This is a genomic window from Salegentibacter sp. Hel_I_6 (assembly GCF_000745315.1).
Taxonomy (GTDB): Bacteria; Bacteroidota; Bacteroidia; order Flavobacteriales; family Flavobacteriaceae; genus Salegentibacter.
Genome location: NZ_JQNQ01000001.1, coordinates 953210 through 966019, shown reverse-complemented (window position 1 = coordinate 966019; position 12810 = coordinate 953210). Strand labels below are relative to the sequence as shown.

The following is a 12810-nucleotide window of genomic DNA, read 5'->3' as shown; positions in this document are numbered from 1 at the left end:
ATGTAAATAATAAATATTTCAAATATTTTAGAAGGTAATACACCTTGTTTAGGTTTTGTTTTGAAGTGAATTATGCAAAAAATAATTTTTATATGAAGTTCTATCAATTTAGATCCGAAAACAAAAATCAGTCTTAGTATAAAGAAGTACAACATACAACAATCCTCAATTTTAATCTCCCGGGAACTGTTTGGCTTTTTTTAAATTAGAAGGAGGTATAGTAATGTAATTCAACCTGTTATTTATGGAAGAGAATGTTGTTAAGAGATTGGATTGAAGGTGAAAAACGAAAAATGATACAGGGGAAAAACTTTACCGGTAATAATTGGGTTGTATGGGGCTTGTTCTTGTTTTTTTCTGTTCCGGTTATCCCTCAGCCGGGACCGGCTCAGCTTACCAGAGAATTACATGCCTCGGTAGAAGGGAGGTCATCACAACTGACCTATATACAGACTAGCAAAGGCTTTTATGAGACAGGAGAGGACCTGTGGTTCAAAACTTATTTAATGGATGCCCAATACCTCGTTCCTACGGTAGTTGATACTACCCTTTACGTCCAGCTCTTTCAAGAAGGTAGTCATCAAGTGGTATGGCAGGAGAAATACGAGGTGCAAAATGGGTTTGCCGATGGGCATATCTATATCCAGGACACCCTTCCCTCGGGAGGGTACATCCTTGCAGCTTATTCGCCACATTCCTTTTATACGGGCAGGGGAGAGTTCCGAGCCATCAGAAAAATCAGGGTAAGGAAAAGCATTGAGCCGGAACTCGAACTGGAATCAGAATTCGATCAATCTTTTTATACCGATGGAGAATCAGTCAATTTAGAGATAATGGCCCGTTCTAAAGATAAAGAAAGAATTTCCCGCGCAAACTTAAAGGCCGAACTTTTCCGTCAGGGTGAAAGCCTTGGAACTGTAAATACGCAAACCGATAGGAATGGAAAAGCCGATATCCATTTTCCTTCACGGGAAGTCATGTCCGATCTACAGGTAAAACTTAGAATTGTTCATAAGGATAAAGAAACAAATCTTATGCTACCCGTTCCTTATAAAAATGAGGGGGGAATACAGTTCAATATGTTTCCCGAAGGTGGGCATTTGGTGGTGGGAATAGAGAACAATCTTGCTTTTAAAGCCGTTAATGAAGGAGGGGAACCCGCAGATGTTTCGGGAACCTTATATGAAAACGAAGAACCTTTGAAGGAATTTAAAAGTGCTCATGCCGGAATGGGGAGTTTCCGGTTTACCCCGAAACCCGACAAACAATATCAAATAAAATTAGCGGAAAATGATTCTATTTACTCCTTTCCCGAAATTCAGAAGACAGGATTATCCCTCCAATTATCGAAAAGGGAAAGAAGGCAATTAAGTTTTACCATAGCCAAAAACAAAAATACCAGGGATGAAAAAGTACATCTTAGTTTACAAATCAGGGGGATTATGTGCGCGATGTTCAGTGGGAAGGCAAAGACAGGTGAACTAATTGTGGATATCCCCACAGAGGAATTTCCTCAGGGCATTGCCGAAGTTACCCTTTACAATGAAGTGTTAGAGCCGGTGGCAGAACGTTTGGTTTTTATTAATCCGGACAAAAAGCTCAATATTGAAGCCGAACTGTCAAAAGATATTTATTCAACACGGGAGAAAGCGAAACTAAAAATAAAAGTAACGGATCATAATCATAATCCGGTAACAGCAAACCTTAGCCTTAGCATATTTGATAAAGTGTATAAAAACGGGGAAGATCCCAAAAACATCCTTACCTACACCCATTTGTCTTCACAGTTAAAAGGGGTGCTCTATGATCCCACTTATTATTTTATTGAAGGAAATGACGACCGGGAGGAGGCCCTCGACTTGTTAATGCTCACCCAGGGATGGCGAAAGTATACATGGAACAAAAAAAATCTGGAAGAAGCAGCGAAGGGCGATCAAGTTGTTTTCAATCAAATAAGGGGAACCATAAGCTCCAGTAAAAAACGAAAGGCTGATACTTCTGGACAGAATATTGTGATGCTCTTTACCAGTGATAAAGAAGATGGCTATAATAGGATCATAGAAGCATCCAAGACTTTTAAAATTCTTCCTTACGACTTAAAGATGGCAGATGGGGGCTACCTCTACCTCAAGCCCTTTGGACAAGCCGAATCAAGTTCAAAAGCTGAAACTAAAATTACACTGAACAAACCTTTTAAGGAAATTGACCAGGCAATGAAGTCAAAAAAAATATCCTATTCTTTGCCCGCAAAGCAAAGTAACAAAGGAAAAAATTCGAAGAATTTTTCTTCCCCACCAGGTACCATCGCCCTGGATGAAGTATTGCTAAAAGGGAAGAAGAGAAGTACCTTCCGGGATAAATATATGGGCAAACTCGATAGTCTCGCAAAATTTGAAGGGAATAATGATTATGTAGCTCATGGATGGTTGAACTGTCCTGTATGCTCTGGTGAAAAACCCGTGGAGGGGGAAACATATACTAAATATATAGGCAATAGGAGAATTACCGGACATCCTTTTTCTTTTAGTGCCCACGAAGTAAAAAAAATAGTTTATGAATATCCAAAATTTACCGAAGAAGAGCTTTTGGAGAAGTACAATTTATCGAGACTAAAGGGCTATTACCCCGATAAAGAATTTTATGAACCTAATTATGACAGGAAATCGGATGAAGATTTAATGCCCGACTACCGAAATACGCTAGTTTGGAAACCACATATAGTAACTGACGAAAAAGGGGAGGCTACTTTAGAATTTTTTTGTTCCGACCTTAATAGCACTTTCATAGTTGATATAGAAGGTATTGATGGCAACGGCTTGTTAGGTGTGAAAAATATAGAGTTCAATGTAAAAAGATGAATAGGGTTGTAAAGAGTAATCAAAGATGGTGGTAAAATTGAAAAAATGGAAGGGGTGGTCGAGTATGAAAATAATCAGATTTTTCCGGTTACTGATAATCTGTACATTATTAGCATCCATAATACTTCCCGCTATTGCATATGATGCTTCTCTGGCGCAACCCCTATTCATTTCCAAAACAATTCCCTTTTTAAGGCTAATTATAATAGCCTTATGCCTTCAACTAATATTTTTGATTTTCAGAAAGGATAGAATAGAAATTGCTTTAACTCAGTTAGATTTGGCAATTATTCTCTTGGTATTCTTTATAATAATAAACCGTTATGCCATTGCTCCTGATTATGGATTTTCTGTACGTTTTATTGAATTCCTCTCTTTAAATGTATTTTACTTCGTGCTGCGGGGGATACCTACAAGCTATTTCGGTTATCTACTGTTGGGGATTACACTAATTGGGTGTTTTCAAGCTTTATATGGGATGCTCCAATTATTTGGTTACCATTCTTCCATGAACTCTGCGTTTAAAATGACAGGTAACTTTATAAATCCCGGTCCTTACGGTGGGTTTTTGGCAGTAACCGGTATTTGCGGTCTTGGGTTGTACTTGTTTAAAGAAGAGATGACCAGTTTGGTAATGAAATCCAAAGAAAATGGTCAGATTTCCATTATTAATAAGGTGAAAGAACAATTTTTCTCCTATCTCCCGCTCATGGGGGTGGGGATCATCCTTATTGTCGTTCCTGCCACCCAGTCACGGGCATCCTGGTTAGCCTTTCTTTCAGGATTAATTTATTTAATAGTATACAAATACAGTCAGGTAGTTTTTCACTTAAAAGAGAGGCTTTTTTCTTTGAGCCGATTTACCAGGCTAATATTGATATTTTCAGTTTCAGTCATTTTCAGTTTGGGTTTGTACGGGTTGATCCATCTAAAAACAGCTTCTGCTAGCGGCAGGCTACTTGTTTGGAAGACCAGCGCAAATATTATAAAAGAAAACCCATTTACCGGTACAGGCTATGATCGGTTTCAATCACATTATATGGAAGCACAGGCACAGTATTTTAAAGGTAATATAAATACAAGTGAAGCAAATTTAGCCGATAATACGATGTATGCTTTTAACGAGCCTTTACAGTTTCTGGTAGAAAACGGGTTAATAGGATTTATTTTGTTATTGGTTTTAGTAACAACTCTCCTGAGCGTAAAGGTCCCCCAGAAGGACAATTGGCTAAAAATACTCGCTATCTCCATTCTGATATCCGGTTTTATTTTTAGTCTGTTCTCTTATCCTTCCCAGATTTTACCTATAAAAATTGTTATGGTCACCGCTGTCGCCTTATTAGCACGTATTACCAGTAAAAACTTTGTATTCACTTTACCTAAGACCACATGGAAGGGTAAAAACCTGATGTTTAAAGTATTCTCCGTAATTCTTATTCTAATTTTTTCAGGGATTATCTTTTACCAAATTTCATCCACTAAAAAGTCATATCAGCACTGGCAGCGGGCTTTGGTTATTTATAATTACGGATCATATGATGAAAGTTCTGCCGAATTTAAAAAAGCCATGCCAGTTCTTTATGCAAATGGGGAATTTTTAATGCAATATGGGAAAAGTCTCATTATGGAAGGGAAGAACCGGGAAGGCATCAAGATCTTAACGGAGGCACAAATACATCTTAATAATACCGTCATACAAACTTCGATCGGTAATGCTTATAAAGAATTAAAAGAATTTCGAAAAGCCGAAGAAGCCTATATAAAAGCCGCCTTTATGGCCCCAAACCGCTTTTACCCCCATTATCTTCTTGCCAAGTTGTATCAAGTATCAAACGAACCTGAAAAAGCTAAAGCAAAAGCCAGAGAGATTTTAAACAAACCGGTGAAAGTGCCATCCCCGGCCATTAAGGAAATGAAAGAAGAAATGAAAAGTATTCTATAAAATATTAAGATCGGGGGATAAATGATTTAAACCGTGAATTAGGATTTGCCCACCTAAGCAGGAAGTGTCCAATCACAATATCCGAAAATGTCTTATTACTCCATAATTCCTATTTAAATGTAAAATTAGTTTAAAATACCTTCACAGAGCTTAATCCGCCTGGAAAAGTATATGGTAAATCGAATAGAAAAAATTATAGATATACCGTAATATTATTTTAACATAAAAACCTTCAATTAATTTTCCCTTTTGTGGGAAAATTTTGTAGTTTTAATATATCTAATAGTTATACAACACTTTACAAACGAATTTTTACTGAATTTTAATGGAGTGTTTAACTAAAAATTAAATTTTATGAAAGACAAATAGTTCAACGGAAAGGAATTGTTATATATCCAGGATATGATGACAAGGCATTTGGCAAAGGTGGTGCTCTAAAAAAACTTTTGCAGATATTGTATAATAAATTTTTTAACTCTAATTAATTGAATTATGGAAAGAATCAGTTTAAAAACCATTGAGGAAAGCCTTAAGTTACAAGAACGTAAAAGTATTATGGGAAAATGTGGAGGATGGTGGAATACTAGAAACTCCTTTAATTTGAATAGTACTGAGGAAAAGAGAGCTTAAATGAATAATATTTTCAGATAAAATCAAGAGCCTATCAATATGGTTCTTGGTTTTTATTTTTAATATATGCAACAAAAAATTGCTTTAGTAAATTTTTTCTTCGGTGAATTCCCCTGGTATTTTAATTTTTTTTTAAAGAGTTGTACGCATAATCCGGATATTGATTTCCTTTTGTTTTCGGATAATAAAAATACGTTTGACCTACCTGAAAATGTGAAATTAATTCCAACCTCTTTAAAGGATTTCAATGATTTAGCAGAAAAAAAAATTAATTTAAAAATCAACGTAGTACGCCCTTATAAGTTTTGTGATTTTAAACCATCGTTTGGGGTTATCTTTGAAGACTACCTGGAAGGATATACGTTTTGGGGCTTTTGTGATATTGATCTCGTTTTAGGTAAGGTTACTAATTTTATAACCAAAGAAATACTTGATAATAATGACGTGATATCGGTACGACATGACTATACATCAGGGTTTTTCATGCTTTTTAGAAATATTCCTAAAGTCAATAACCTTTTTCGGGAAAGTAAAGATTATGAAAAAATTTTTCTTTCAAATGATAACTTCTGCTTTGATGAGTGCAATTACAAGTATGAATACATCCAAAGTCCCGAAGATATAATCCATATTGATTGTGAAATTGAAAGTATGCTGGAAGTAATTATAAAGCAGCATATAAAGGGGAATATCCGGGCATTTTTTGATTTTTTAGTTATTGAAGGTACACCAGGCAAACTTTTTTATGATAACGGAAAGTTGGTTTATAATAATTCATATGAAGTATTGCTATACCATTTCGTTAGTTTGAAATATAACATTTTCACAAAAGTTCCAAACTGGAAAGAAATTCCTAATAGTTACTTTATTGACTCCTATACATTTTGTAAAAAAAGAAATCTTTGGAGCGTAATGAAAAGTAAATGGAATAATGTTATTTGGCCAAGTGTATTTATCAACTTTTTAAAGTTAAATAGGGCTGTTTCAGTTGCGATTTATAAAAAACCGTTTAATAGATTAAAACCTGGTCTTTTTTTTTTAGGAGAGACCATTTTGGAGGTTAAAAAAAATATTAAAACAAACACCATAATTAGAGAAAGAGAGGAGTACTCTGTATTTGGACTTCTTCTAATGCCCTCTTACTTTTTTATTGAAAATACTCCCTACTGTTATAAGATTCCTGATTATACCAAAGAATCGGCTGAAAATTTTATTGAAATTAGGAGGGATGGAAATACCAGTAAATTTGATTTAAGAAAATAAATCAAGACGTATATATGGATTTGATTCAATCCTTTTGGAGTGGACGAAAGGAAGTTTTGGAATATGGCTATGGATGGTATAATTCATATTATCATATGCTTGGTTGGATATTAAGTTCAAACCAACTTCATAAGCATCATGAAAATTTAAAACTTTATACCGATAAGAATGGTTATGAAGTTCTAATTCATAAACTGGGTCTTCCTTACAATTCGGTAACTAATAATTTAAATGAACTGGATAAATACCCTCATCACTTATGGGTGCTCTCGAAAATAAAGGTATATGCTCTCCAGGATTCTCCCTTTTTACATGTTGATTCTGATGTCTTCATTTGGGAAAAGTTTTCAGAAAAATTACTTGTACAAAACCTGATAGTACAGAATATTGAACGTCTTACAGAATATTCTCACAGTATTTGGCATAATTTGGAAAAAAAATTATTATTCATACCTCCCGACTTAAATACTGATTTGCAATTATCATGTAATATGGGAATAGTAGGAGGAATGGATTATAAATTTATCAATTCTTTCTCTGCCAGATCTTTTGATTTTATTACTAAAAATAGGAAAGTGTGGAGTGATTTGGAATATACCTCTTTCTGTCTATATTTTGAACAGGTCTTGTTTTATCAATATTGTCATAGGAAAGAAAAAAAAATTTCCACATTCTTTCCAAATGTAATAAATGATAATGAATATACCGGATTCGGAGACTTTGAAAAAATTCCCGATGAATTAACATATTTACATTTATTAGGAGATTATAAAAGAGATTTACGTACCTGTGAAATGATGGAAAATTATGTATTACTGGAGTATCCTATGTATCTGGAAAGATTAATTAAGACGATAGACAAGAATTTTTTGAATTATGACAGAGTTTTCCCAGAGTCATATAATTTCACCATAGCGGATAATGAAGAAATTTATTTTCGGACAAAGAAAAAAAATATTTCTGGAGGTAAACTCAATTTTAATTTACTAGAGCGGAAATTGATAATGGCAAATTCTTTAAAATCATTCAATTCAAAAGTTAAAAATAATAACTGTTTGAAAACAATCTGTAATTATCGTTTTAAAAATCAGGGCAATTCCACATTTTTAGAATATCAGTATTTAGATGGTAAATATTATAATTTTCGCATTGATGAAATTGATTCGATCATTCTGGATTTTTTGAAATTTGAAATTCATTACGAAGAACTAGTAAATGAAATTTTAAAATTAACTAGAAGCTCCTTGCGGAGTGAATTATTGAAAATTTTAAAAATGAAAATTTCTTATTTTTTAAGTATTGGAATATGTGCTTTTTATTAGCTCAGTATTAGAATTAGCGAACTTATTTAGCATTTAAATTCCTCTCTTTAGTAAGTTTTTTCTTGAAAAGTTATAATTATGACCAGGAAAAATGTCTGTTTTCTGCACTCGGGCTTGTCTCAAAGAACTTTATTCTTTGTTCTGTTATTTTTAATTCCTTTATTCATTCAAAGTCAGGAAAGTGAAACGGAGATTATAAATGACGAAAAAGTTTATCTACAATTAAACTCAAGGGCTTATAACACAGGGGAGTCAATTTGGTTCAAAGCTATTGTTATCAATGACCAAAACCATAGCCTAACTAAGAAAAGCAATGTCCTTCACGTCGAGTTAATTAATCCGGAGGGAGAAAAAATATCCCACCAAAAGATTAAACTTTTAGAAGGAATAGGTCACGGCGCTTTAGATATTGAAAATAATTTAAGGGAAGGCCGTTATTTATTGAGAGCATATACACGTTGGAATCTGAATTTTAAAGACAATTTTTCATATAAAAATTACGTAGATATAGTTACGGCAGGAAAAGTAATTCCTAAAGAGATTTTGGACAGCGTATCTTATAATTTAACAGGTGATGGCACGGCCCAAATTTATGGTTCTATCAAAGATGGTTTAGATAACCTGGCAGGTAAAAAAGAAATTACTCTCTACCTAAACAGGAAGGCTGGAAAAGATACTATAGTAATGAGGAAAATTAATAATAATTTCTCATTTAGTTATAAAGTTCCCCATGATGTTAGCCGATTGAATCTTAGCTTAAGAACTGACAGTTTAAATTACGTTCAAACAATTTTGTTGAAAAAAGTAGCCCCCGATCTCCAGTTTTTGCCAGAGAGTGGTCGTTTAATACATGGTTTTCAAAATAAGATAGGATTTAAAGCTTTAGGGCAAGATGGTAAAGGAGTAGAAGTACAGGGAACAATTTTTAATTCCCGTGGAGAAAAAGTTACTACCTTTCGTAGTAACTCTTTAGGAATGGGTGTGGTTACAATTAAAGCTGATAGTACCCAATCTTATTATGCCAAGCTTGATTCTATAGAGGATTCGGATTTTGAAAACAGTTATCAACTTCCCAAAGTTTACCCAAAAGGAAGTATTCTTTCCATCTCAGAAATAAATGAGAAAGTTCAGGTTAAAGTAGCTTCAAATAATATAATGGATGATTATGCATTTGTAAAAATATCCTGCAGAGGACATGATTATTTTTTAGTAGAAGGTCCTTTACAGAATGGTTATCTTACCAAAGCTTTACCTTCCAAAGATTTACCCCCGGGCATTCTAAAATTCACACTTATAGATAAAAATGGAATGTCCATTGGAGAACGCCTGTTTTTTAATGATTCCGCAAAAGACCGGTTTGATATAGAAATAAGAACTAATAAAGATAAATATGATTTTAGAGAGAAAACTAACCTAACTATTAATGTTACTGATGAAAAAATAGATCTTTCTACTATAAATCTTTCTGTAACAGCTATAAAGGAAGATCATTGGCATCAGGGGGAAGATGATAATATATTTACTTATTTTCTTTTAAGTTCTGAACTTCGTGGTGAAATTGAACAACCGGGTTATTATTTCCAAAAGAATAACTTTAATAATTCGAAAGATTTAGATGCTTTGTTACTTACACAGGGTTGGCGAAATTATAAATTTCCTGTGACCAGAAAATCTGACTCTCTGGTTTTTCCAGAAAAGGGAATAGAATTAAATGGAAGGATACGCTTTCCTTTTCAAGATGAAAAATTGGCTAAAAATGTAAATATCAATGTAGCGGCTTTTGGTAAAAATTCCACTTTTTATACAGGAAGAACTGATAGTTTAGCCAGGTTTCGTTTCCTGCTAGAGGATGAATATGGGCAGATTCCAGTTTTGGTGAGCACTGAGGGAAACACTTCTAAAAATAAGATTGATTTTAAAATCCAAATTGAAAAATTTCAATCGCCAAATATAATATATCATAGTATTCCTGGGGGAAATGAAATTGATACGCTTCTTCAACCTGTAAGGGAAATGCGTAAACTAAGAAATAGTGCCCCTAAAGCTTTTTCAACTCAAGGGGTGAACGAACTGGATGAAGTTTTGCTGACCGGAAAGGGGGCAACTTCGGAAGAATTGGAACGTTATAAAAAATATGGTGATCCCGATGTAATAATTTCTGGCGAGGAAATAAGGGAAAAGGAGAAAAAATGGTCGTATGGACTTTATAGTATTTTACTATTCAACTATGGAGATGAAATAGAAATTGAAAAATTTTCAGACGGGTTTATGTTAGCTCACATTCGGGCAGGCCGAGGCGAACCAACACTACTGTTAATAGACGGTCAACTCTTGAAAAAACACCAGTATGAGCTTGTGCCCCATATGGACCCGGGAGTGGTGGAAAAGGTAGAACTTATTAAATATGCAAAATTTTTCAAAAACAGGTATTTACAAGTTTTTCCACAAACAGATCCACTAAAGGCCCCATCGTTAGGCCATATTATCTCTATCACCACCAAAGGTGGTGGGGGCATATTTGGTCAAGGTAAACCTGCGGTAGGGAGTTTACGTACTTCCGTTCAAGGATTTACTCAAGTTAAAGAATTTTACTCCCCTACCTATGAGCGTGTATTAACTCCAGGTGAGAAAAAGACAGATTTTAGATCATTAGTCCATTGGATGCCCAGTTTGGAGGTGAATCGAAATGGGAAAGCATCTGTGCAATTCTATAATCCTGATGTTCCGGGTGATTATATAATAATTATTGAGGGCATAACCCGCAATGGAAAAATAGGTTATCAGGAAAAAAAATACCGAATTAAAAATTGATTTAATCAGTTTTTAATTCTATTTAGAGATTTTATTGCATTATATAGATTTGGATTTCCAGTCATCCCGACATTGAGTCTAAAGATTTTATGTTATATTTATTTATGCCCGTCCACTCAGTTATCTTATGAATTTCATTTAATAAAAATAATAAGAGCACTAGAAAACAGATAATTTTTACCATATAATTTGCTTATCAAGTGCCTGATCATAAGTAAATATCCTCTCTTCCTTACCTTCATCAAGGCATTTTAATAAAAAAAGAGTTTGTGTAATATTAGATTCAAATTTTAACTGATATGAGTTGGCCTTTTTGATCCCTAATGATTTCCATTGCTTATCCCAATAAAACAATTCATAGCTTAATCCAGGCCATACATTATTTTTATCAGTACGTGGACAGAAAGAAATTTCTTTAATATATTTTTTTGTATTGAAATCTAATCCTATCCAATTACTAGATTTCTCTTTTTTTTCTATTTTAAGGTAAGTTGCCACATCCTGATCTCTCACATTTTTGAGCGTTGAATTCTTTTGTAATTCTGGATTGCTAATTAAATTTCCATTTAATCTTTTTCCAGTTTCTGATGTAAATTCCATTTCGGCAATATTCCCAGTACTTTTAGAAGGAAAGAGAAATCTAACATACCTATATGGTTGATTTGTATTAGTATTAATCTTTTGTGGTATAGGATAATTGAGAGTATCCTCGATGGTGTAGAGGGTAGTAGCATTTTTAAAATCTTTTCTATTTGATGCCTGTATCACGGTATTCACTAAAGGTTTGGTAGAAATATCGGGTTTAAACCAATATTTTCTATCCAGGATTATTTTTCTTTTCTTTTCTATTGGGGCAAGTTCAGAAACCGATCCATCTTTATGAAGAATAAAAGGGTAACTTGCTGGTTTAAAAGTATTATTGGTAAAAACCATGGGTAGATATACTATCCCTTTGCCTACATTTTTGAATTCTACCTTTTGATTTGCATCTATTAATGCTGTGTCTATTGCTTTCCAGTTTTGATTGTCGAAAACGCATAAGTACGCATATTTTGATTTATTATAATTGGGGAATTTTAAATCCAGGGATAAGTCTGAAACGCTTAAATATAAATCTGAAACGTCTAATGAATATGGATTCTTAAAAGGAGGTGATAACATTTCCCCTTTTTTTTCAGGTTCAAAGTTATGTGCTATTTCAAATGTTTGTCGATAAACTTTAGGAATTTTAAATCCCCATTTTTCACGTTTCTCAATTACAGATGCTATTTCAGTGTTTCCCACTTCAAAATTCACGAACTTTCCATTTTTTTGAAGCATTGAGTTAAAATCATGACCTACACTTCTATTACCATAATGTGGTATTTGCTCATGTACGGTAGGAATACCTATAGATCTCATAACATAAACCCCTAGTTCTGCCTGGTGTCTACAAGAACCTATTAAGCCATTAAATAAAGAGGAATAACTCATATCCACCGGATAGTTGTTCATAGTTTGGCTATATAGCCACACTTTTGATAATTCACGATTGATTAAGTTGCAAACTAACTTCGGATCAGTAATATCTTCCTCGATCAAGGAATCAATTTTTTTAGAAAAAGAATTATATATTTTTGATCTCCAAGGCTCAAGCCTTTCATTTCCGAATCGGTAGGGGAGTATATATGTGCAGAACTCCTCGAAGCTTAAATGGTTACTCCAGGGTAATTCCCATGCTTTAAAGGCGTAATCTATATTCTCTATTAAGTATTTTGCATCGATATGTAGTAAATCCGGTTTTAAAAGTAATCGCTCCTTTAATAAAATACCTTCATTTTTTCGAAGCTGTTCCCATAGGCTATCAGTTTTGGATAATATAGTTCTAGACCGAACTGACCCTTGGGAAATTCCATTATTTCGAAGCGTTTTCAGATAATTGAAAATTGTATCATATTTCTCTAATTTTTCACCCGTGAGCGCATATTTATATTTCATATTTGAA

The 12810-nt window shown here is 33.8% G+C and carries 7 protein-coding genes; 6 read left to right on the top strand and 1 reads right to left on the bottom strand.

Annotation, left to right across the window (positions count from 1 at the left end; all coding sequences use genetic code 11):
* Positions 1-254 precede the first annotated feature (254 nt).
* The 6 genes from FG27_RS04325 (at position 255) to FG27_RS04305 (ending at position 10826) form a co-directional block, all read left to right on the top strand.
* The gene (locus FG27_RS04325; RefSeq protein WP_051935758.1) at positions 255-2858 is read left to right on the top strand and encodes a hypothetical protein; all 2604 of its coding nucleotides are present in this window, start codon (positions 255-257) and stop codon (positions 2856-2858) included.
* A 232-nt stretch (positions 2859-3090) separates the two neighbouring features.
* Positions 3091-4800 carry an O-antigen ligase family protein gene (locus tag FG27_RS04320; protein WP_197051658.1) on the top strand — a complete coding sequence of 570 codons (1710 nt, stop codon included), beginning with the start codon at positions 3091-3093 and terminating at the stop codon, positions 4798-4800.
* A gap of 492 nt (positions 4801-5292) precedes the next feature.
* Positions 5293-5430 (top strand): hypothetical protein, encoded by a 138-nt coding sequence (locus FG27_RS19115; protein ID WP_156101203.1) that lies wholly within the window; start codon positions 5293-5295, stop codon positions 5428-5430.
* 66 nt (positions 5431-5496) lie between these two features.
* Entirely contained in the window at positions 5497-6693 is a 1197-nt protein-coding gene (locus tag FG27_RS19340; protein WP_051935757.1) for a DUF6625 family protein, read from the top strand.
* Positions 6694-6707: 14 nt separating this feature from the next.
* Positions 6708-8015 (top strand): DUF6734 family protein, encoded by a 1308-nt coding sequence (locus FG27_RS04310; protein WP_037315985.1) that lies wholly within the window; start codon positions 6708-6710, stop codon positions 8013-8015.
* A 78-nt stretch (positions 8016-8093) separates the two neighbouring features.
* A complete protein-coding gene (locus tag FG27_RS04305; RefSeq protein WP_037315982.1) occupies positions 8094-10826 on the top strand; it encodes a hypothetical protein in 2733 nt (910 codons plus the stop codon).
* Between the two features lie 177 nt (positions 10827-11003).
* Here the strand turns inward: FG27_RS04305 and FG27_RS04300 are convergent, their stop codons facing one another.
* Positions 11004-12803, bottom strand: coding sequence for a hypothetical protein (locus tag FG27_RS04300; protein ID WP_231563256.1), 1800 nt, complete (start codon positions 12801-12803; stop codon positions 11004-11006).
* Positions 12804-12810 lie beyond the last annotated feature (7 nt).

Bases quoted from the DNA above. Each gene is read 5' to 3' on its own strand.
- FG27_RS04325 (WP_051935758.1), top strand. From the start codon at position 255: ATGTTGTTAAGAGATTGGATTGAAGGTGAAAAACGAAAAATGATACAG.
- FG27_RS19115 (WP_156101203.1), top strand. From the start codon at position 5,293: ATGGAAAGAATCAGTTTAAAAACCATTGAGGAAAGCCTTAAGTTACAA.
- FG27_RS19340 (WP_051935757.1), top strand. From the start codon at position 5,497: ATGCAACAAAAAATTGCTTTAGTAAATTTTTTCTTCGGTGAATTCCCC.
- FG27_RS04310 (WP_037315985.1), top strand. From the start codon at position 6,708: ATGGATTTGATTCAATCCTTTTGGAGTGGACGAAAGGAAGTTTTGGAA.
- FG27_RS04305 (WP_037315982.1), top strand. From the start codon at position 8,094: ATGACCAGGAAAAATGTCTGTTTTCTGCACTCGGGCTTGTCTCAAAGA.
- FG27_RS04300 (WP_231563256.1), bottom strand. From the start codon at position 12,803: ATGAAATATAAATATGCGCTCACGGGTGAAAAATTAGAGAAATATGAT.